At 61.1% G+C, this 22,320-nt stretch carries 18 protein-coding genes and 2 pseudogenes; 14 read left to right on the forward strand and 6 right to left on the reverse strand.

The window, feature by feature from the left end; translation table 11 throughout:
- Positions 1-126: 126 nt before the first annotated feature.
- The gene (tpx, locus tag HNR03_RS27510) at positions 127-627 is read right to left on the reverse strand and encodes a thiol peroxidase (protein WP_008030203.1); all 501 of its coding nucleotides are present in this window, start codon (positions 625-627) and stop codon (positions 127-129) included.
- Positions 628-897: 270 nt separating this feature from the next.
- A pseudogene (locus HNR03_RS27515) lies at positions 898-981 on the reverse strand (polyketide cyclase); the annotation flags it as partial.
- Positions 982-1,076: 95 nt separating this feature from the next.
- On the opposite strand from HNR03_RS27515, the gene HNR03_RS27520 reads away from it, so the two are divergent.
- The 14 genes and pseudogenes from HNR03_RS27520 to HNR03_RS27585 all read left to right on the forward strand — a co-directional run bounded on the left by HNR03_RS27520 (position 1,077) and on the right by HNR03_RS27585 (position 19,282).
- Positions 1,077-1,502 (forward strand): YciI family protein, encoded by a 426-nt coding sequence (locus HNR03_RS27520; RefSeq protein WP_259157209.1) that lies wholly within the window; start codon positions 1,077-1,079, stop codon positions 1,500-1,502.
- Between the two features lie 602 nt (positions 1,503-2,104).
- Positions 2,105-2,278, forward strand: a complete 174-nt coding sequence (locus HNR03_RS27525; RefSeq protein ID WP_259157210.1) for a hypothetical protein — start codon at positions 2,105-2,107, stop codon at positions 2,276-2,278.
- A gap of 26 nt (positions 2,279-2,304) precedes the next feature.
- Positions 2,305-3,708 (forward strand): DUF1254 domain-containing protein, encoded by a 1,404-nt coding sequence (locus HNR03_RS27530; RefSeq protein ID WP_259157211.1) that lies wholly within the window; start codon positions 2,305-2,307, stop codon positions 3,706-3,708.
- A 12-nt stretch (positions 3,709-3,720) separates the two neighbouring features.
- Positions 3,721-4,674 (forward strand): transporter, encoded by a 954-nt coding sequence (locus HNR03_RS27535; RefSeq protein WP_259157212.1) that lies wholly within the window; start codon positions 3,721-3,723, stop codon positions 4,672-4,674.
- A gap of 159 nt (positions 4,675-4,833) precedes the next feature.
- A complete protein-coding gene (locus HNR03_RS27540) occupies positions 4,834-5,814 on the forward strand; it encodes a MoxR family ATPase (RefSeq protein ID WP_259157213.1) in 981 nt (326 codons plus the stop codon).
- Entirely contained in the window at positions 5,811-6,737 is a 927-nt protein-coding gene (locus HNR03_RS27545; RefSeq protein ID WP_259157214.1) for a DUF58 domain-containing protein, read from the forward strand. The genes HNR03_RS27540 and HNR03_RS27545 overlap by 4 nt, the downstream gene beginning before the upstream one ends.
- Complete coding sequence (locus tag HNR03_RS27550; protein ID WP_259157215.1) at positions 6,734-7,318, forward strand: DUF4381 domain-containing protein; 585 nt, start codon at positions 6,734-6,736, stop codon at positions 7,316-7,318. The genes HNR03_RS27545 and HNR03_RS27550 overlap by 4 nt, the downstream gene beginning before the upstream one ends.
- Positions 7,305-8,296, forward strand: a pseudogene (locus HNR03_RS27555) (vWA domain-containing protein). Before HNR03_RS27550 ends, HNR03_RS27555 begins: the two are co-directional and overlap by 14 nt.
- 1 nt (position 8,297) lies before the next feature.
- Positions 8,298-9,878 carry a VWA domain-containing protein gene (locus tag HNR03_RS27560; RefSeq protein WP_259157216.1) on the forward strand — a complete coding sequence of 527 codons (1,581 nt, stop codon included), beginning with the start codon at positions 8,298-8,300 and terminating at the stop codon, positions 9,876-9,878.
- On the forward strand, positions 9,875-11,290 hold the full coding sequence (locus HNR03_RS27565) for a hypothetical protein (protein WP_259157217.1): 1,416 nt from the start codon (positions 9,875-9,877) through the stop codon (positions 11,288-11,290). Before HNR03_RS27560 ends, HNR03_RS27565 begins: the two co-directional genes overlap by 4 nt.
- Complete coding sequence (locus HNR03_RS27570; RefSeq protein ID WP_259157218.1) at positions 11,287-12,315, forward strand: HAD family phosphatase; 1,029 nt, start codon at positions 11,287-11,289, stop codon at positions 12,313-12,315. Before HNR03_RS27565 ends, HNR03_RS27570 begins: the two co-directional genes overlap by 4 nt.
- Before the next feature lie 73 nt (positions 12,316-12,388).
- Entirely contained in the window at positions 12,389-13,975 is a 1,587-nt protein-coding gene (locus HNR03_RS27575; RefSeq protein WP_259157219.1) for an arylsulfatase, read from the forward strand.
- Between the two features lie 194 nt (positions 13,976-14,169).
- Positions 14,170-16,686 (forward strand): fused MFS/spermidine synthase, encoded by a 2,517-nt coding sequence (locus HNR03_RS27580; protein WP_259157220.1) that lies wholly within the window; start codon positions 14,170-14,172, stop codon positions 16,684-16,686.
- 238 nt (positions 16,687-16,924) lie between these two features.
- Positions 16,925-19,282, forward strand: a complete 2,358-nt coding sequence (locus HNR03_RS27585; protein ID WP_259157221.1) for a tetratricopeptide repeat protein — start codon at positions 16,925-16,927, stop codon at positions 19,280-19,282.
- A 51-nt stretch (positions 19,283-19,333) separates the two neighbouring features.
- Here the strand turns inward: HNR03_RS27585 and HNR03_RS27590 are convergent, their stop codons facing one another.
- Genes HNR03_RS27590 through HNR03_RS27605 form a run of 4 tightly spaced genes read right to left on the reverse strand, consistent with a single transcriptional unit; the run spans position 19,334 to position 22,198 of the window.
- Positions 19,334-19,621 carry a DUF971 domain-containing protein gene (locus HNR03_RS27590; RefSeq protein WP_259157222.1) on the reverse strand — a complete coding sequence of 96 codons (288 nt, stop codon included), beginning with the start codon at positions 19,619-19,621 and terminating at the stop codon, positions 19,334-19,336.
- Positions 19,618-20,580 carry a HEAT repeat domain-containing protein gene (locus HNR03_RS27595; protein ID WP_259157223.1) on the reverse strand — a complete coding sequence of 321 codons (963 nt, stop codon included), beginning with the start codon at positions 20,578-20,580 and terminating at the stop codon, positions 19,618-19,620. Before HNR03_RS27595 ends, HNR03_RS27590 begins: the two co-directional genes overlap by 4 nt.
- Complete coding sequence (locus HNR03_RS27600; RefSeq protein ID WP_259157224.1) at positions 20,577-21,425, reverse strand: ABC transporter ATP-binding protein; 849 nt, start codon at positions 21,423-21,425, stop codon at positions 20,577-20,579. Before HNR03_RS27600 ends, HNR03_RS27595 begins: the two co-directional genes overlap by 4 nt.
- Positions 21,425-22,198, reverse strand: a complete 774-nt coding sequence (locus HNR03_RS27605; protein WP_259157225.1) for an ABC transporter permease — start codon at positions 22,196-22,198, stop codon at positions 21,425-21,427. Before HNR03_RS27605 ends, HNR03_RS27600 begins: the two co-directional genes overlap by 1 nt.
- Positions 22,199-22,320 lie beyond the last annotated feature (122 nt).

Raw genomic sequence — 22,320 nt, forward strand, 5'->3', positions numbered from 1 at the left:
TTAAGCAAAGCGCCTTTACCGGCAATTTACCTTTGGCTTACGTAACAGGAGATTTATCTAAGACACTGAAGCACAAATGAAAACGGCCTGGACAGGGCCAGGCCGTTAACAATTGTAATGCTTTACTTATTTCAGAACGGCAAGGGCCGCTTCGTAGTTCGGTTCTTCAGCGATTTCCTTGACCAGTTCGCTGTGCAGCACGTTGTCGTTTTCGTCCAGCACAACAACCGCACGGGCGGTCAGGCCTTTGAGCGGGCCGTCAGCGATGGCCACGCCGTAGTTCTCGATGAACTCGGCACCGCGCAGGGTCGACAGATTCTGCACGTTTTCCAGGCCTTCGGCGCCGCAGAAGCGTGCCTGGGCGAACGGCAGGTCAGCGGAGATGCACAACACAACGGTGTTGGCGACATCGTTGGCCTGGGCGTTGAACTTGCGAACCGACGTTGCGCAGGTCGGGGTGTCGACGCTTGGGAAGATGTTCAGCACTTTGCGCTTGCCGGCGAAGCTCGCCAGGGTCACGTCGGACAGATTGCCAGCAACCAGGGAAAAGGCTGGTGCCTTGGAACCGGCTTGTGGCAGTTGGCCGTTGACTTGAACCGGGTTGCCTTTAAGAGTGACTTGAGCCATGAACGGAGTCCTTCTGAACGTTGTTGTAGAGAATTTTGAAGAGGCCGAAGTTAACCACGAAACGAGGCCTTCGACCTATCCCCGATACAAAACTTGTATACAACACAGATCCCTGTGGGAGCGAGCTTGCTCGCGATGGCGGTGTATCAGGCAAATCATCAATGAATGTTGAACCGCCATCGCGAGCAAGCTCGCTCCCACAGGGTCGGATGCGTGCGCACTGTCCCGACAACCGCAACATATTGCCGAATGCAACACACCGTCGGTCTACAGCGTACCGCCCTCCCCAGCCGCCACCCGATGTTCGTGACGAAAGGCAGCCGTCGGTTCCTTGAGCATTTCATCGATGAAATGCTACCCGCCCTCAATATTTCCCCCATCCCTGTCGATTCACGGCACGGTCATTCGACTACACAGTGAATCACCCACCCTACAGCGGAGATAAGACCATGCGATTCATGATCATTGTTAAAGCCAGCCAGGACTCCGAGGCCGGCGTGATGCCCAGCGAGGAACTGTTGAGCGCGATGGGCAACTACAACGAGGAACTGGCCAAGGCCGGCATCCTCGTTGACTGCGACGGCCTGCAACCGAGCAGCAAAGGCGCGCGAGTACGCTTTTCGGGCGACAAGCGCACCGTCATCGACGGCCCGTTCGCCGAAACCAAGGAGCTGATTGCCGGCTACTGGATCTGGCAAGTGAAATCCAGGGAGGAAGCGATCGAATGGGTCAAGCGCTGCCCCAACCCGATGCCGGGCACCGAAGCTGAAATCGAGATACGCCAGATCTTCGAGGCCGATGATTTCGGCGCGGAGTTCACCCCGCAGTTGCGCGAGCAGGAAGAGTGGGTGCGGTCGCAAATGAAGAAGAGCTGAACAGCCGAACATTCCCACGTGCGTGCGCGGGAATGTTCAACCGACTATCAGCTTCAACGGACAACCCCCTGATCCGTATTAACTTTTTAGTACACAGAGAAAAACAAAAACTTGTACAAAAACCAAGGAATCGCCCGCTTCGACTGGCGAACCCGGCGTTAGCTGCTAACTTCATCAGACGTGTCCTACAGGCTTGATAGGAAAGAGATTACGCAGTAACGGCCGCCAAGTGCCGAGTCGTCCAATGAGCCACGAAGGAACCGGGGAATCATGTCGAAGAATCCAGGAGTGCGCGCCTTTTTGCCGGCGGCATGGTTTGCGCCTGCCGTTTGTGCCTTTGCGGATAACGCCGAGGCAGCCAACACGAGTAACAGCCCCCAGAACCTGCCCCCCCGTGCCAACCTTCATGACGACTGCACCACCAAACGAGGCCCGTTGAGTACCACTCGATTCGGGTGGCGGCAACGCCCAGGCTTTCAGCTTAAATACGCTCAACCCCTCTATCGAACCGCTGCGCAACGTGGAGCACACAGGCGACGGCCTGCCGCGCTTTCCATGATTTTGCGCGATCAACTTCACCTTAGGTAAATAAGGAGTTTCCCATGCGTCTTCTCATTCGTGTAGCCGGTTTCAGCCTGATGACGATGTTCGCAAGCTGCGGCGTCGGGGCTCAGGATTTGAAAAACAATAACGACATTTCTGTGAAGCAATCCGTCCCGACCGCAGCTCACTTTGACAAACGCGCGACGCTTGACGGCATCACGGCCGTGGAATGACGTTCAGGATTCAATAAGGATGTTCTATGAATAAACGCCTGATGCTCACCGCACTCTCACTGACCCTGAGCACCAGCGCCTGGGCCGACTTCACCGCCACCCCCGAAGAAGCCCGGGGTATCGCCAAGGAAGCCTACCTGTACGGTTTCCCGGTGGTGGAGATGTACAAGACCCTGTACACCCAGGCCGTGGACAAGAAGGGTTCGAACTTCAAAGCGCCGTTCAACAAAATCGGCAACACCGCCAAGGCGTTCACCGCCAAGGACAGCGCCTTCGTCACGCCCAATGCCGACACCCCCTACTCGTTCATCTGGATGGACCTGCGCGCTGAACCGCTGGTACTGACCCTGCCGAAAATCGACGAAAACCGTTACTACTCAGTGCAATTGATCGACGCCTACACGCAGAACTTTGCCTATCTGGGCACGCGCAGCACAGGCAACAACGGCGGCCATTTCATGATCGCCGGCCCCAACTGGCAAGGTCAGCAACCGGTGAACATGGATCGATTGCTGCGCAGCGAAACCAACATCGCCTATGCCCTCTATCGCACGCAGCTGTTCGATGAAAAGGACCTGGACAAGGTCAAGCAGATCCAGAAAGGCTACAAGGTCGAGACGCTCAGCCACTACGTCAAACACAAGGCCCCGCCGCCGGCACCGAAGATCGCCTGGCCGAAACCGACGCCGACCATGAGCGACACCCCGGACCTGTTCCGCTACCTGAACTTCATGCTGGCGTTCGCCCCGGCGCAGGACGCGGAAAAGGACCTGCTCGCGCGCTTCAGGAAAATCGGCATTGAAGCCGGCAAGCCTTTCAAACTGCACAACTACACCGCTGAACAGCGCCAGGCCCTGGAAGATGGCATCAGCGATGCCAAGGCCGAATTCGCCCAGTTCAAAAAAGACAAGGTCGATACCCATCAGGTCACCAGCGGCGATTTCTTCGGCAGCCGCGATCACCTCAACGGCAATTACCTGTACCGCTATGCCGGTGCCAACATGGGAATTTTCGGCAACTCCGCCGAAGAGGCGAATTACATCGGCTATTTCGTCGACAAGGACGGCCAGCCGGTCGACGCTGCAAAACACGATTACACCCTGCATTTCGACAAGGGCGCCCTGCCCCCGGCCGACGCGTTCTGGTCGCTGACGATGTACGGCGGCAAGAACAAATTGCTGGTGGCCAACCCGCTGAATCGCTACCTGATCAACTCGCGGATGTTGCCCGATCTCAAGCGCGACGCCGACGGCGGCCTGACGCTGTACCTGCAGAACAAGGCACCGACCAACGACCTGCAAAGCAATTGGCTGCCGGCCCCCGATGGTCCGTTCTATGGCGTCTTGCGCCTGTACCTGCCAAAACCGGAAGTGAGCAGTGGCCAGTGGCAAATTCCGCCGCTGACACCCGTCAACCTGCAAAAACAATAAGCGGAGCCGCCCATGGTCAGGTTTTTTGTAATGCGTCCTTTACTGGCGCTCTGTGTCATCGGCACCAGCCCTCTGGTCCTGGCGGCAGAGGGCGGCGTCGGTCGGCCGATCACCGGGCAACTGGTGTTTTCCAATGCGGGGATCGTGCCGCCTGAACCGGGCTGGGTCATGTCCTTCAGCAGCATCTGGTATGACGGCGCTCTCAAGGGCAGCAAGGGCGTGCCGATTTCCGGCGAGATCGGCGCCGACCTGGACATGAAAGTCTCGTACACCATGGCCAACTTCACGCATGTCTGGGACACCGGCAAAGGCTCCTGGAACTACGCCTCGGCCATCGGCGTGCCGGTGCAGTACACCGACGTCAACATCAGCATCACCGGCCCGCGTGGCCGAACGCTGGGCACCGGAGATACCGGCACACAGTTCGCCGACATGTTGATCACGCCAATCGCGGCGGGCTATCACTTCGACGAGGTCAACCACCTCTCGTTATCCCTGCCGATCTACGTGCCGACCGGTGCTTACAACGTCGATCGTCTGGCCAATCCCGGCCAGAACACCTACACCTTCATGCCCACCGTCGCGTTCACGCACCTGGACGGAAAAGGCGGTGAATTCACCCTGTCGAGCGGCCTGGAGTTCTACACCGAGAACGACGCCACGGATTATCGCAACGGCAACATATTCACCTTCGACGCGATGTGGACCCATGGCTTCGGCAATGGCTGGAGCGCCGGTCTGGTCGGCGGCTACGTGCAGCAGATTACCGACGACAAAGGCCAGACCGCTGATTCGCTGAATGGTTTTCGCGGCCGCTCCGTGGGTGCCGGGCCAGTAGTGGGATGGGCCGGCAAATTCAACGATGCACAGGCCAGCGTCAGCGCACGCTGGGTGCCGGAATTCGACACCAGGAACCGCCCGGAAGGCAACGGTGTTGCTATCAGCCTGACGCTGGCATTTTTCTAGCGGCCGGTGCGTATCTCAGGGGAAATCCAGTACTCGGCCATTCACCCGGACGACCTGATCAGCAGCCGCTGGAATTTTCGCTTGTCGTTCATCCCCGTGATTCCGACTTTCATGTTTTGAGGATGCCTTTGAGCATGCCTTTGAGAAAAGGAACATCCCATGACTGCGCTCCAAGACCTCAACGCCCTGCAAGCGAGCATCGCCGAAGCCGTGCTCGGCCAGGACCAGGTGATCCGGCAAATCCTCCTCGGCTTGTTGGCCAACGGGCACTTGTTGCTCGAAAGCCTGCCCGGGCTGGCCAAGACCCGCACGGTCAAGGCGCTGGCCAGGCACCTGGACGCGAAGATGAGTCGCATCCAGTTCACCCCTGACCTCCTGCCGTCGGACATTACCGGCGCCGAGGTGCTGCACCAGGTCGATGGCAAGAACCAAATCCAGTTCCAGCCCGGCCCGCTGTTCGGCAACCTGATCCTGGCGGATGAAATCAACCGCGCCCCGGCCAAGGTCCAGGCTGCCTTGCTGGAGGCGATGGAAGAACGACAAATCACCGTGGCCGGTAACAGCCATATGCTGCCGGAATTGTTCATCGTCGTCGCGACTCAGAACCCGATTGAACAAGAAGGCACGTATCCGCTGCCGGAAGCGCAGATGGACCGCTTTCTGATGAAGGTCCTGCTCGATTATCCGAGCGCCGACAATGAGAGCCAGGTGCTGCGGCTGTTGCGTGAAGAAGAGTTTGCCCTGGGTGCAAAAACGGCAGCGGTCCAAGGGTTCTCACTGTCTCAGGACGTGATTTTCGCCGCGCGTCGGGAAGTCAGCGCCGTGCATGTGTCGCCGGCCATCGACCGTTACCTGATCGACCTGATCAACGCAACCCGCCATCCCGCCGACTACGACGCCGACCTGGGCCGCTGGATCGCCCTCGGTGCCAGTCCTCGGGGTGGCATTGGCCTTGACCGTTGCGCCCGTGCCGATGCCTGGCTGCAGGGGCAGGATTTCGTCTCGCCCGACAATGTTCGCGCCGTGGTGCATCCGGTGCTGCGTCATCGTTTGCAACTGAGCTATGACGCGGTGGCCGATGGTGTGACGGCGGATCAGGTGCTTGATCGCCTGCTTGATAAAGTAGCCATTCCCGCATGAATGCCGACGGTCTGGTCTATGTCTCTCTGGCGCAATTGATGGCGCTGGAGTTCAAGGCCCATGACCTGAGTTTTGTGGCGCGTCAGCCGCAAGGAAGCATCCTTGCCGGCAACCACGCCTCGCGCCTGCGTGGCCGAGGGCTGAACTTCGATGAGCTGCGCCGCTATCAACCGGGGGATGATTTGCGCCACCTGGACTGGCGTGCCTCCTTGCGCACCGGCAAACCCGTGGTGCGCACCTTTACCGAAGAACGCGACCACCCGGCATTGATTCTGGTCGACCAGCGCATGTCGATGTTCTTTGGCTCCCAGCGCAGCTTCAAATCGGCCATCGCAGCCGAACTCGGCGCCCTGGCGGCGTGGATGGTGTTCAACGCCGGTGATCGGGTCGGCGGCCTGGTGTTCAACGATCAGAGGATCGACAGCATCGCCCCGCTGCGCAGCCGTAAGCGGATCGAAGCGTTTTGCAGCCGCATTGCCGAGCAGAACCAGCAACTCAATGCGGCCAATCCAGACGCTGAAGGTGAGGATCAACTCGACAAAGTGTTGCAACATTGCCTGGCGGTAGCCGGGCACGATCATTTGATTTGTATCGTCAGCGACTTTGCCGGTGCCGGCGAGCGCACTTTGCAGCTGATGCGAAGGTTGGCGGCGCACAACGATGTGATCGCCATGCAGGTGTATGACCCGCTGGCGTTGAATGTGCCGAAAAATGGCCGTTTGTTGATCACTCAGGGCCAGTTGCAGGTGGAACTGGCGGTCGAGCAACGCAGCGTTCATCAGCCCTTGGGGGATTTTCTCAGTGGTCGGCTCAAGGATGTCGCCACGTTGCTGCGGCGCAGTCAGGTGCCGCTGATGATGTTCAGCACGGCGAGCGATGCCCAGGAACAGTTGCGCGCCGAACTGGGCAGAGGTCGGCGATGAATCCGAATATCCCGAGCATTGAACAACTCCAGGAAATCGCGTTGCCGGCGCCGGTCAGTTACGCGCCGCAGACGTGGGGTTGGTGGGTGCTGCTCGGTATCGTGGTTCTGGCCGTTTTGTTGGTCGGCGCGCGGCGGTATTGGCAGTGGCGGCGGGATCGGTATCGGCGTGAAGCGCTGGTGCGGTTGGCGCAGTTGCAATGCAGCGACGATCAACTCAGCGCCCTGCGCGAACTTCCGGAGCTGCTGAAACGCGTGGCCCTCTCCATGCCTACCGCGATCCCTGTGGGAGCGGGCTTGCCCGCGATGAGGTCCTTGCATTCAAAATTGATGTTGGCCGACAAGACGCCATCGCGGGCAAGCCCGCTCCCACAAGGGAATGTTGGGGCGCTTGGGGGCGAGGACTGGCAGGCCTTTTTGGTGCGGCACAGTCCGCAGCCGTTGCCGGCGGACTTCAGTCAACAACTGGCACTGCTGGCCTACGCACGCGACACAAGTGTGCAGGCATTGACACCCGAACAACGCGAGCAACTGTTCGACACCTGCAAACACTGGGTGGAGCATCATCATGTGGCCGCTTGATTACCCCTGGCTGCTGGTGCTCTTGCCGTTGCCGTGGTTGGGCTACCGCTTTCTGCCCGAATACCGCGAGGCTCGTAGCGCCGTGCGGGTGCCATTCTTCGGCGCCATGAGCCGCGCGGTCGGGCAGGCACCGAGCCAGGCCGGGACCCGCAGCAATCGCTGGCAGCTGGCCTTGAACCTGCTGGTCTGGGGCCTGTTGCTGGTGGCCGCCGCTCGCCCGGTGCTGGTGGAAAAACCCATCGAACGCCAGCAACCGGTGCGTGACCTGATGCTCGCCATCGACCTCTCCCAATCCATGGAGACCACCGATTTCACCGACGCCAAAGGTCAGAAGATCAATCGTCTGGCAGCGGTCAAGGACGTCGTGCATGGCTTTATCGACAAACGCAAAGACGATCGCCTCGGACTGATCGTGTTCGGCAGCGGTGCGTATCCGCAGGCGCCGCTGACCCTGGACCACGCCAGCCTGTCACTGTTGCTCGACGACACCGGCATCGGCATGGCCGGCCCCAATACCGCGATTGGCGATGCGATTGGCCTGAGCCTCAAGCTGCTCGACCAGGCCCACGAGCAAGAGAAAGTGCTGATCCTGCTCACCGACGGCAATGACACCAGCGTGCAATCACCCCGGATCACGCTGCCGAAATGGCCGCAGCCAAAGGGGTGGTTATTCACACCATCGGCATCGGCGATCCGAGCGCCGAAGGTGAAGCCAGGGTCAACCTCCAAGGCTTGCAGCAGATTGCCGACACCACCGGCGGCAAATTCTTCCGCGCCGAAGACCGCACGGCGCTGGATCAGGTCTACAGCACCCTCGACACACTGACCCCGCATCAAGTCAAAACCCTCAGTCATCAGCCGAAGAAGGACCTGTTCTGGTGGCCGCTGGGCGCCGCCATCGCGTTGCTCGTGCTCTACCATTTGAGCGCCCTGCTGCGTCCGCACCTGGCACTTGCGCGCCAGCGGCAGGAGGCTTGAGATGGAGATCAATGTCAGTGACCTGCATTTCCTGCGTCCGCTGTGGCTGTTGCTGATGCCCTTCGCCGCGTTGCTGCCGATGCTTTGGCGACACAGCCGCGACCTGCAACGGCGCTTGCGCAGTAACATTGCCGAGCACTTGCTGCCGCACTTGCTGATTACCCCGCAGGACGACCAGCGTTTGCGGCCGGTGCACTTGGTCTGCGCCGTGTTGATTCTGGGCGCCTTTGCTGCCGCCGGCCCGACCTGGGAACAGGATCGCCCGGACTTCCTGGAAAACCGCGCGCCGTTGATTATTGCCGTCGACCTGTCGCCGTCCATGGACGCCAGCGACGTGCAGCCGAGTCGGCTGGAAGCCGCCAAACACAAACTGCACGACCTGATTGCACGGCGCTCCGGTGTGCGCAGCGGCTTGATCGCGTATGCCGGCAGCGCCCATCTGGTGTTGCCGCCCACCGACGACCCGACCCTGCTCGACACGTTCATTCAGGCCCTGAGCACCGACCTGATCGCCAGGCAGGGGAAAAATGTTGCGGCGGTCATAGATCAAGCCAAACGCCTGCTGACCGCCGAGAAAACTCCGGGGACGCTGCTGTTGATCACCGACGGCGCCGACACGACCCAGCTCGCCGCGCTGGACAAACAACTGGCCGACAGTGAGCTGCAAGTGTTGATTCTGGCGGTCGGCAGCGAGGACGGCGGGATCATCCGCGATGCCAATGGTCAGCCGCGCACGGACAGCAACGGACGTCCCGCGCTTGGCAGTTTCGACCCGGCGGCGCTCAAGCAACTGGCATCGGCGGTCGATGCACCGTTGGGCAGCCTGACCCTCAATGACGACGATCTGGACTGGATCGAACTGCACGCCCAGCAACACTTCCAGAGTGCCAGCGACGAACAGCGCGAACTGCACTGGAAAGACGCCGGTTACTGGCTGTGCTGGCCGTTGCTGCTGCTCGCTTTCTTCAGCGTGCGCAAGGGTTGGAGCCTGAACTGGATAGCCGGCCTGTTGCTGGCGATGGGGCTCGGCTTTCAACCGATGCCCGCCGAAGCCAACGGATTGACCGACGCGTTTTTCACCCCCGACCAGCAAGGTCGCTGGGCCTTCGAGCATGAGCATTTTCCGCAGGCGGCCGCGCATTTTTCCGACCCGTACTGGAAAGGTATTGCCGCCTACAATGCGGCCGATTTCGACTTGGCTTTGGCGAGTTTCGCCCGTCTGGAAACGCCGCAGGCGTATTTCTACCTGGGCAATATTTACGTGCGCCGCTTCAAGTTTGATCAGGCGATAGCCGCCTACACGCAGGCCTTGAAGTTGCAGCCGCAGTTCCCGCAGGCCACGGCCAATCTGGCCCTGGCGATTGCCTTGCAGAAAGACACCGAAAGCGCCGAACAGAACGCGCCCAGGGTCAAGCCAGACGAAATCAAAATGGACAAGGCGCCGGGCAAGGGCCGGAGCAAATCGGTCCAGACCCAGCAAGCGGCTTCGGATGCGCAATGGTTGCAGAACTTGAGTACATCGCCAGCGAAGTTCTTGAAGCAGAAATTCAGTCTGCAGGATCAGGCGGGGGGACAGCCATGAACCGAGTCGCGGCCATCGCCAGCAGGCTGGCTCCCACATTGAGTTTGCGCACACCACAAATCCCCTGTGGGAGCGGGCTTGCCCGCGATAGCGACAGATCATCCACCACAACACTCACAGGCCTGCTCCTCTGCCTGATCACCACAACAACCCTGGCCGCCGAACCTGATCTGCGAATTCAGACCCGCCTGCAACCCGCTAATTCGGTCATGGTCGGCGGCATTCTCGAACTGCAACTCGACGTCCTCACCGACAGCTGGTTCACCGACGCCCCCACCCTGCCCGTCCTGAAACTGCCCGGTGCACTGGTGCTGCCACCGGACGGTCATGCCGAGCACATCAACCAGACGCTCGATGGCAAGTCGTTCAACGGCATGCGCTATAGCTATCGGATCACCCCGAATCTGGCCCAGGGTTTCGACATTCCGCCGCTGACGGTGCAGGCCACCCCTGGGCAGGCCAGCACTCAGCTGAGCGCGCAGAGCCAGCCGTTGCACTTCACCGCCGCGCAGCCGCCGGGATTCAACCCGGGGGAACCGGTGCTGGTGGCCCAAGGGCTGCGCTTCACCCAAACCGTCGTCAACTCGGCGACGCCCTTGAAGGTTGGCGACAGCATCACCCGCCAGCTCACACTTCAGGCTGACGGGGCGCTGGCCATGGCATTGCCTGCACCCTCATTGGCCGATGTCACCGGGCTGAGTCGTTACCCGAAAAACCCGCACATCAGCACTCTGGACGATGGTCGCGGTAATTTCATCGGCGGCCAACGGATCGACACCGTGACCTATCGGATTGACACCGAAGGGCACCATGAGCTGCCGCCAATCACCCTGAAATGGTGGGATGCCAGCAGCCAGCAAACCCGCACTGCCCAAGTCCCGGCCGTGACCTTCGAGGCGGCGGCCAACAGTGCTTACAAACCCCTGTTCTCGATCACCGATGATTTGAAAAAGCTTGGCCAGCAAAGCCGGCTACATCTTTCCGGACACTGGCTGGGGCTGTTGGCGCTGCTGTTGCTCATGGGGTTAGCGGGCTGGTTTAGCCGTCCGTTCATCCAGCGTGCCTACCTCGCCGCACAGACCCGACGCCACGCCCGCCAAACGGCCTGGCTGCAATCGGCCGACTGCGCCTGGCGCCAGATTCCGGCGCAGATCGATGGCAAACCCGCGCAACTCAGCGCGCTGTACCTCTGGGCCAGACGCCGTCGACTGGGCCTGAAACTGGGCAATCTCGACCCGCGCCTGCAAGACCTGTTGCGTGGTTGTTACAGCCGTCAATCAACCGAAGATCAAGCGCTGCGCCAACTGAAGAAATCCTTGGCTACGCTGCAAAAGCAGGCCGAACCTCGCAATGCGGCCTGCCCTCCAGCATTACGACCACTAAACCCTGTCCAAGAGAAGGATTTCCCATGACGAATCCGATATCGATCCGCCAACGCCACGGGTGGAAACTGCTGTTTGCACTGGCCCTGAGCCTGCCGCTGCTGGCACTGGCCGCCGAGCCCCTGCCGTCGTGGAACGACGGGCCCTCGAAGAAAAACATCATCGAGTTCGTCCAGGCTGTCACCGACCAAAGCAGCAAGGATTTCGTCAAGCCCGAGGACCGCATTGCCGTGTTCGACAACGACGGCACCCTCTGGAGTGAGCAGCCGATGTACTTCGAATTGCTGTTTGCCCTGGAAGAAGTCAAGCGCACCGCGCCGCAGCACCCGGAATGGAAAACCACCCAGCCGTTCCAGGCCGTACTGGAAAACGATCACAAGGCGCTGGCGGCCTCCGGCATGGGCGGGATCATGAAAATCTTCGCTGCCACCCACACCGGCATGACCACCGAGACCTTCGATGACTACGCAAAAACCTGGTTGAGCCAGGCCAAACACCCCAAGACCGGCAAGCTGTACACCGAGATGATCTTCCAGCCGATGCTGGAAATGCTCGACTACCTGCGCAGCCAGGACTTCAAGACTTACATCGTCTCCGGCGGCGAAACCGGCTTCATGCGCGCCTTCGCCGAGAAGGTCTACGGCATCCCGCCGGAGCAGGTGATCGGCACCACGTTCGTCACAGCGTTTCAAAACAAGGACGGCAAAGTCTTGATCGTGCGTACGCCGAAACTGGCGCACAACGACGATGGCCCGGGCAAACCGGAAAGCATCGACGCTGTCATCGGCAAGCGGCCGATCCTCGCCTTCGGCAATTCCGATGGCGATCTGCAAATGCTGCAGTGGACGGCCGCAGGGCCGGGCAAACGATTCATGGGGCTGGTGCATCACACCGACGCCAAACGCGAATGGGCCTATGACCGCCAATCCGACATCGGTCGTCTGGACAAGGCCCTTGACGAAGCAAAATCCCGTGGCTGGACTATCGTGGATATGGCCGCCGAATGGCGCCGGGTCTACCCGTTCGATGCCACCACACCCGAGCAAGTGCAGTAAGAAAGCGTAATGCAGGATTGCGATAAACGTTTGTCGCGCATGAGCGACGCTAGAGAGCAAAGGAGCAAGTCAGATGACTCGCATGCACAAGTGGCTACCGAAATTTGCCCTGGTGGCAGCCTCGGTGATGGCGATTTCGGCAACAGCCGGGGCCGCTGAAAAACCCAACATTCTGGTGATCTTTGGCGACGACATCGGCCAGACCAATATCAGTGCCTATTCGATGGGGGTGGTCGGGTACAAGACTCCAAACATCGACCGGATTGCCAAGGAAGGCATGATGTTCACCGACTATTACGCGGAGAACAGCTGCACGGCGGGACGCTCATCGTTCATTACCGGCCAGACACCGTTGCGTACCGGTCTGTCGAAGGTCGGCGTTCCGGGCGCACCTGTCGGCATTCAGAAACGAGACATCACCATTGCCCAGGCGCTTAAATCCCAAGGCTATGCGACAGGACAATTTGGCAAGAACCACTTGGGCGACAAAGACGAGTACCTGCCGACCAACCACGGTTTCGACGAGTTCTTCGGCAACCTCTACCACCTCAACGCCGAAGAAGAGCCGGAGCGTCCGTACTGGCCCAAGGATGATCCCGACTGGGTCAAGGCCAACTCCCCACGCGGCGTGATCCACAGCTTCGCCGACGGCAAGATCGAGGACACGGGTGCGTTGACGAAAAAACGCATGGAAACCATCGACGACGAAACCACTGCTGCCGCGCAAGCGTTCATCGAGAAACAAGCCAAGGCGGATAAACCGTTCTTCGTCTGGATGAACACCACGCGCATGCACGCCTTCACACACGTGCGTGAATCCATGCAAGGCCAGAGCGGCATGCCGGGCAACGAGTACGCCGATGGCATGCTTGAACACGACGGTGACGTCGGCAAACTGCTGAAAACCCTTGATGACCTGAAAATCACCGACAACACCATCGTCGTCTACACCACCGACAACGGCCCGAACCAATGGTCCTGGCCGGACGCGGCGACCACCCCGTTCCGCAACGAGAAAAACTCCAACTGGGAAGGCGCTTACCGCGTGCCTGCGATGGTGCGCTGGCCGGGCAAGATCAAACCGGGCGAGGTTTCCAACGAGTTGTTCTCGGGGCTGGACTGGTTCCCGACGCTGCTGGCCGCCGCTGGCGACACCAGCGTGAAAGACAAGCTGCTCAAAGGCTGGGCACCGACCTCTGGCGGCACCAGTTTCAAGGTGCATCTGGATGGCTACAACCAACTGCCGTACTTGATGGGCCAGTCACCTAAGAGTGAGCGTAAGGAGTTCTTTTACTTCAACGATGATGGCGTGCTGGTGTCCATGCGCTCCGGAAACTGGAAAGCGGTGTTCTGCGAACAGCGCAAGCCGGGTGGTTTCGAGGTGTGGGCCGAGCCCTTCGTTTGCCTGCGCGTGCCGAAAATTTTCAACTTGCGCATGGATCCGTACGAACGCGCCGACGTGGTTTCCGACCAGTACTACGACTGGACAAGCAAGAATGCGTATCTCATCTCGCTAGCGTCTTTCCAGGCCGCGAAATTCCTGGAAACCTTCGTCGAGTACCCACCTAGCCAGAAACCGGCCAGCTTCAGCATTGACCAGGTCCGCGCCGCCGTGGATGCAAAAATCGCCGAGAAAATGAAAAACCAGCCTGCACAGTAAGACGGCTTGACCGCCGCTCGCCCTCACCGGCGAGCGGACTTATTTTCGACTGGAGACCGCGCCGGCCTCATCGCGAGCAAGCTCGCTCCCACAATGGATCTGCGGTACGACACACATCCCTGTGGGAGCGAGCTTGCTCGCGATGAGGCCATCCGGCTCGTAGGTGTTTTTGAACTGGAACAAGGCAATTCGCTATGTCCTCACGTGTCGCCAGCAAGTCGTCGGCCCTTCCTGCTTCCCATGCCGCTGCGTCCCCGGCGCTGCTGATCCCCGCCCTTCTGCTGTTCGTCTCCGGTGCTGCGGCACTGGTGTATCAGGTGCTGTGGATCAAGCAGCTGTCGCTGGTGGTCGGCGTCGAGGTGTATGCCATCACCACCGGCATCAGCGCGTTTTTTGCCGGCCTGGCCTTGGGTGGATGGCTGTTCGGGCGCTGGGCCGATCGCTTGCAGCAACCGGTTTTGCTGTATGCCGGGCTGGAAGTGCTGGTGGCCGTGCTCGGAGTCGGCGCGACCTTCGCCATGAGCCTCGCCGCCAGCCCGTTCGCCTGGCTGGAACAGCACGTCGGCCTGGTTGCCTGGGTGCTGCCGTTTGCACTGGTCGGTATCCCGGCGCTGCTGATGGGCGGCACGCTGCCGGTGCTGGTTCGCTCATTGGCCGCGGACCCGCAGCACTCAGGCAAGGCTGGCGGCCAACTCTATGCCGCGAATACCGCCGGTGCTATCGCGGGCACCCTGCTCGCCGCATTCGTGCTGATTGCCACCCTCGGTGTGCGCGGCAGTGCCTTGGCGGCGGCAATGCTCAACCTGCTGGCGGCCGCAGGTGCGCTGTGGTTTCAACGCCACCGTGTATCGCCCATCGATACGCCGGTGAAACACCACGCCGAGAAAGCCCCGGATCGCCTGGCGCTGTGGTTGTATTCCGTCGCCGGCGGCGTGGCGCTGGGTTACGAAGTGGTCTGGTCGCAGTCCATCGTGCAATTCATGAGCACCCGCACCTATGCCTTTGCCGTGGTGCTGGCGACGTACCTCACCGGACTGTTCCTCGGCAGTGCGCTGCTGGCCCGTCGGGTTGATCGCATTCGCGATCCCTGGGGCGTGTTCGGCTTGCTGATCGCCGGCGCCGGCCTGATTGCACTGCTGGAAGTCGCCTTTCTTGGGCGCTGGCTGGTGTTCTTGCAGTCCCAGGCTGAAACCGTGGCACTGGCCATGGGTGGCAGCGAATTGGTGGGCATGAGCGCACGTTTTGCGGTGGCGGCATTGAGCATGGTGTTCGTGCCCACCCTGCTGCTGGGCGCGGCGTTCCCACTGGCGCTGCGATTGAGCGTCGGCCGTGAGCGAATCGGTCAGGATGTCGGCGCCGTGGTCGCGTTCAACACCCTGGGCGGGATTATCGGCGTGATGCTCTGCGGCTTCTTGCTGATCCCGCTGCTGGGGCTGGTGCGTACCTTGGGCCTGCTGGCGATCGTCGCCGCCGGGATTGGTTATTTCGCCGTGCGCAAAGGGCATCACGTCAAGAAAGGCCGGCGTCAGGGCGTGGTCGCTATCGGCCTGCTGTCGGTGTTGGTGGCGGTTTTCACCCCGGTCGACAAACTGGCCAGCCTGCTCCCCGGCGCCCGAAACGGCACACTGGCATTCTACGAAGAAGGACGCGGCGGTACCGTGGCCGTGGTTACCCAGGGCAAGGGCCAGAAGACCTTTCAACGCCTATATATCCAAGGCGTTTCCAACACCGGCGACGCCATGCCATCGCTGCGTTACATGCGTGTTCAGGCATTGTTGCCATTGTTGATCCATAACGGCGAGCCGCGCTCGGCGCTGGTCATCGGTTTCGGCACGGGCATTACCGCCGGTGCCCTGACCCGCTATCCGGGGCTGGAACATCGGGTGGTCGCCGAACTGCTGCCGTCGGTGATCAAAGCCGCGCCGTTGTTCAAGGGCAACTTCAATGCCGCCGCCGACCCGGTTGTCGACGTCCGCCTGCGTGACGGTCGCCAGGAGCTGCTGCGCAGCCCACAACATTACGACCTGATCACCCTCGAACCACCACCGCCCTCCGCCGCCGGCGTGGTGAACCTGTATTCGCGTGACTTCTACCAACTCGCCGCCAACCGCCTGGAGAAAAAAGGCCTGGTCGCGCAGTGGCTGCCGTTGCCGACACAGAACATCGACGACTCACGTTCGCTGGTGCGCAGCTTCCTCGATGTCTTTCCCTACGCGACGTTGTGGACCAGCGAGTTCCACGAAATGCTGTTGGTGGGCTCGCTGGAACCGATCGAACTGGATGCGGCGAAAATCAGCCAACGCTTCCAGCAGGACAGCGTACGCAGCACCCTGCAGGACGTCGGCATCGGCTCTGCCGCCGCACTGCTCGCGACCTGGGTAACCGATCGTGCCGGCCTGGAACGGTTCGCCGCCGATGCGCTGCCAGTGACCGACGATCAGCCGCGTATCGAGTACGCGCCATGGGTGCGCGCAGGGGAAATCAGTCGCGTGTTGCCGACCCTGCTCGACCTGCACCAGCCGCCGATGCTGTTGAATGCCGATGCCGCGTTCATCGAACGCATGAACGCCCATCAGCAGCGTCTGATGCAGTTCTATCGGGCGAGCCTGCATGCCTATGACGGTGACCGCGATGCCTGGGCCAGGGACATTCGCGAAGTGATGCGTGGCGATGGTGGCAATCCGTATTACCGCTGGTTTGTCGGCGATTGAGTGCAAGGCCCACGACTTTTCGACGCTGTCAGACCTCCATCGCGAGCAGGCTCGCTCCCACAGTTGACCGAGTTCTAATGCGGGAGCGAGCCTGCTGGTGATGAGGCCATCCGCCTCAATACATCACTTGGCCTTGATCTTCAGATACGCCATTTGACAGACGCCGCTCCTGCGGCAAAGCTGCAACATGCTTGAACGCGCGCCTGACGGCAAACGCACCTGGACTACGGAAGTCGTAATGCCGACACATAAAAATAAAGCAGCACAGCCGACCCCTGATTCGTCAAAATCCCTGATCCATCGTTATCTGTTTCCCGTCACCATCGGCCTATTGCTGGTGGCGGTGGCGGCAATCGGCTGGTTTCTGTTCAGCAGTTCGCCAGCGCTGCCCAAGCCCGTGCCCGTCAGCGCGCCGGCCGCTCAGCCGACCAAGCCGCAACCCGTCGCCCTGGCGCCGGCGAAGATGGTCGACGAGCAACAATGCCAAGGCTGCCACAGTGAGCAGACGAAAGACTGGCAAGGCTCCCATCACCAATTGGCGATGCAGCCAGCCAATGCCGAAACGATGCTGGGTGATTTCAATAACGTCACGTTCAAGGCAGAAAACGAAACCAGCCGTTTCTCACGCAAGGACGACGGCTTTTGGGTCAACACGCCGGGCATCGACGGCAAGAATGCCGACTTCAAGGTCGCCTATACCTTCGGTATTGCGCCGTTGCAGCAATACCTGATCGAGGTTGGCGACGGGCGCTTGCAAGCGCTGGGCGTGGCCTGGGATACCGAGAAACATCGCTGGTTTCACCTCTATCCCGGCCAGGGCGTGAATTTCAAGAATCCGCTGCACTGGAGCAAACCGAGCCAGAACGCCAACTTCATGTGCGTCGAATGCCATACCACCGGCTTTAAGCGCAATTTCGATGCCGCCAAAAACACTTTTGACAGTCAATGGAACAGCCTCGGTGTCGGCTGTCAGGCATGCCACGGCCCAGCCTCCAATCACCTGGAATGGACGGCGAAAAAGACTGACTTGATCCACGCGGGTTTTGCGGTGGACCTCAAGGACAAGGACGCTACCGTCGAAATCGAAACCTGCGCCCGTTGCCACTCCCGTCGCGCGCCACTGGACGATGGTTACACCGCCGGCAAACGCCTGATGGACGACTACCTGCCAAGCACCTTGACCCGCGAGCTGTATGCGCTGGACGGCAAGATCAAGGACGAGGTGTTCGAGCACGGCTCTTTCGCTCAAAGCAAAATGTTCGACAAGGGCGTGCGCTGCAGCAACTGCCACAACCCTCACAGCACCGAACTCAAGGCGCCCGGCAACGGCGTTTGCCTGCAATGCCACAACAGCGCCGGCAAGACCTCGGTGGCCGGTGTCGACGGCAAGGGGTTGCAAGCGAAGAACTACGACTCGATCGAACACACCCGCCACACCATGGGCCAGCCAGGTTCGCAATGCGTGGATTGCCACATGCCCGGCAAGTTCTACATGGGCAACGACTTTCGGCATGACCACAGCTTCAGCATTCCCAACCCGGAGCGGGCGCAAAAACTCGGTACACCGGACGCTTGCCTGACCTGTCACCAGGGCAAGGCCGGCGACAAGGTCACCGAGCAGTTCAAGCTGTGGAGCAGCAGCTCGCAGGTGCCAACCGCGCCACGTTATGACGAAAGCCTGTGGTTGATTCGCAACGGCCAGCCTGGTGCCGCGCAAGCCTTGTACGAACAACTGCAACGCAGCAATTTGCCGGCGATTCAGCGGGCGACCCTGCTCGGCGAACTGCCGCTGTACCCGAGCGAGCAGGCGCTGAAACTGGCGACCAAAGACCTTGGCAACGCCGCGCCGCAAGTGCGTGAGAGCGCGGTGCGGGCGATCAGCGCGTTCCTGCCGCCACCTGAGCGAGCGCCGTTGCTGACACCGTTGCTGAAAGACCCGGTGAAGGCTGTGCGCATTGGCGCGGCTCGGGATCTGCTTGGCGCCGCCCGTAACGGTCTTGGCGGCGCCCAGGCGAACTGGGAAGCGGCCATCGCCGAGTACGAAGCCGTTCAAAAAAGCCTGCTGGAACGCGCTGAGGCCAACCTCAACCTGGCGATGCTGTATCAGGCCAGCGGTCGCAATGACGAAGTTGAACCGCTGCTGCGTAGTGCACTGAAGCGTGATCCGGATTTCTACCCGGCCCTCGTCACGCTGGTGCAATGGCTGGAGGCCAACGGACGCGGCCAAGAAGCACAATCGCTGTTGGTGCAGAGCCTCAAGGAACATCCCGACGCCGCCCTTTTGCAACATACCCAAGGCCTGTCACTGGTACGTGCGGGGAAATCGGCGCAAGCCATGCCAGCCTTGCGCAAAGCGGCGCAACTGGAGCCGCAAAACGGCCAGTACGGCTATGTGCTGGCGGTGGCATTGCATGACAGCGGCAAGGTTGATGAAGCATGCGCAGAGTTGGAACGCCTGCTGAAAGTCCAACCCGCCAATCGCAATGCGCGGTTGTCGCTGATCCAGTACTACCTCGACAGCGGTCAGGAACCGAAGGCCCAAGTGTTGTTGCAATCCTGGAAGAAAATGAACATGGGAGACCCGGCGTTGAAATAATCTGCGACTGGTCCGAAGGCCCTTCGCGAGCAGGCTATCCCCCACAAGGGTTCAGCCGTTCTCAGGGGCGAGTTGTGCCAGATACGGCCATGGGTAGATGCCGCGCTCATGGCCGTCGCTGAAGATAAGTTGCAAGCCGTAGCCCTGTGGGTTGAGTTCAATCACGCGGATGCGCTCGTCGACTTTGACCGTCAGCCCCTGCAGCCGAAACGCCCGGCACTGCGAGCATGGGCACTGACGCCTCAACTCAACATGATCCAGGCACTGTTCTCGCCCATCCGGCCAGCTCAATCGCAGCTGCTGTTTGCTTTGGGAGTTGCCCACCGCCACCGGGTTCATTGCAGTTGACTCAAGGCGATGCGCACGGCTTTGCGCACTTCCGGGTCGCCGTCGTCTTGGGCGGCCTGCAAGGGGGCGATGGCGCCTTTATCGTTCAATTCGCCAAGGGCCAGCGCGGCTTCCTTGCGCAGGTTGCTGATGCGGTGGCCGAGGGTGTCGATCAGCGCGTCGAGCGCCGGGCCGAAGCGCAAACGACCGAGGCTGCGGGTGGCGCGCAGGCGGACTTGCCAGTAATCGTCGCTCAAGGCTTCGACCAAGGCGGGACCGGCGTCAGCGTGGCCGACTTTGCCCAGGGTGGTGGCGGCTTCTTCGCGCACTTGCCAGGCCGGGTCCTGCAATGCCTGGCGCAACGCCGGCAGCACTTGAGCATCGCAAGCCAGACCCAAGGCCCCGGTGGCGGCGCGGCGGACTTCAGTGTCCGGATCGTCGCTGACCCGTTTAGCCAGGGCGGGCAAGGCATCGAGTTGCTTGAGCCAGCCGAGTACGCCCACCGCTTCGCGCCGGACACTGGCGTTTTCATCGTTCAATGCCGCTGCGGCAGCGCCCGCGGCACCGGGGAAACGCAATTCACGCAGGGCCCTGAACGCGGCGATGCGCACGTTGGCGTCGACATGTCCGGTCCACGGCAGAACCACCCTGCCCGCCGCCTCGCTCTTGAGCAGGCTCAGGCTTTGCGCGGCGGCCACTTGCACGGCCAAGGACGGATCGGTCAGGGCCCGGCACAGTGCCTCGACCACCGGTGTGTCTTCCCAGGCTTCAAGCAGGCGCGCGGCCTCGGCGCGGACGTCTTCGGTCGGGTCTTCAGCCAGTCGGTTGACCAGCCACAGCAGACCGTCCGGTTCTTCAAGGTCGGCCAGTTCGATCAGGGCGATCCGGCGCACGCCGGGGTCATCGTCGGTCAGGCGCGGTTGCAGGGCGAGAATGTCGTCGTTGTCGGTTACATCGAATAGAGAGGTCATAGGGCAAATCGCGGCAGTTTGTTTTCAGGAGGCAGTCCGAGAGGGTTCAGGCGCGGTAACTGCCGACCGTCTTCGTGACGCAGTAATTCGAGGCAATGGCGTTTCAAGCGGGAAAACTCATGGCTGGTCACCAATTCGGTGGTGCGTGGGCGAGGGAAGTCCAGGCGCAGGTCTTCAATGATTCGACCGGGCCGTGAACTCATGACCAACAGGCGGTCGGCGAGGAACAGCGCTTCGTCGATGTCGTGGGTGACGAACACCACCGTGGTGCGAATCCGCGTCCAGATGTCCAGCAGCAGCTCCTGCATGTTCAGCCGGGTCAGCGCATCGAGGGCGCCAAAAGGCTCGTCCATCAGCAACAGGCGCGGACGGTTGACCAGCACTCGGGCGATCTCCACCCGTTGCTGCATGCCACCGGAGAGCTGATCCGGCCAGCGCTCAGCGAAGCCTTCAAGGCCCACCAGCGCGAGGATGTCGTCGGCGGCCTGGTGGCGTTCGACCTTGCCGATGCCACGCATTTTCAGGCCGAACGCCACGTTGTCGCGCACGGTTCGCCACGGGAACAGGGTGTGGTGCTGGAACACCATGCCCCGTTGCGGCGACGGGCCGCAGACGGGCGCACCATCGACTTTCAGGCTGCCGGTGGTCGGCTGCAGGTGCCCCGCCAGTGCGCCAAGCAAAGTCGATTTGCCACAACCGGATGGCCCGAGAATGCACACGAATTGCCCCGGTTCGATCTGGCAGTCGAGGCCTTGCACGGCTTCGAAGGCGTGTTGTGCTTCGCCGAGGACGATGGACAGTTGGCGGATGTCGATCCGCCCCTCAGGAGTTTGCATCACGCTCATCAGGCTTTTCCTCGCGGACGGTGCCAGGGCGTGAACAGCCCGCCGAGGCGTTTGATCAGCAGGCTGCTGCCCATCCCGAGGACACCGATCAGCAACATGCCGACGACGATGTCCGCGTAGTTCTGGAGGGTGTAGGACTCCCAGGTGTAATAGCCGATGCCGTACTGGCCGGAGATCATTTCGGCGGTCACCAGGCAGAACCACGAGGTGCCCATGCCGATGGCGAGGCCGGTGATGATGCTCGGCGCGGCGCCCGGCACAATCACCTCCCACAGAATCGCCCGGCGCCCTGCCCCGAGGCTTTTGGCTGACGCTATCAGGCGCGGGTCGACGCCTTCGACGCCGTGCACGGTGTTGAGCAGGATCGGGAACAGCGCGCCCGTGAAGGTGATGAAAACCATCGACAATTCCGAGGACGGAAACATCAGGATGGCCAAGGGAATCCAGGCGACGGCCGGAATCGGGCGCAGGACTTCCAGCGGTGGCAGCAATACATCTTCGGCCCATTTCGAGCGCCCGATGGCCAGGCCCAAAGCAATGCCGATGATCATCGCCGCCAGGTAACCGGCGAAGACGCGGCCGAGGCTGCTGCTCAGGTGCTGGGCAAGCTTGCCGGAATCGCCCAGGCCCAGGGCTGCCTGGATAACCGCCAGCGGCGTAGGCACGTTGGCGAAGGTCACCAGCCCGAGGTTCCAGTGGTGGCTGGCGGCGAGTTGCCAGAATAAAAGGCAGAGCAGCAGCGAGGCGGCTCGGGGGATCCAACGCAAAAACATATATCACCTCTGATCGTTCCCACGCTCCGCGTGGGAATGCATCCCGTGACGCTCCGCGTCACATTTAAAGCGGACGCAGAGCGTCCATTGAGGCATTCCCACGCGGAGCGTGGGAACGATCT

The sequence above is a fragment of the Pseudomonas sp. JAI111 genome (assembly GCF_024809425.1).
Taxonomy (GTDB): Bacteria; Pseudomonadota; Gammaproteobacteria; order Pseudomonadales; family Pseudomonadaceae; genus Aquipseudomonas.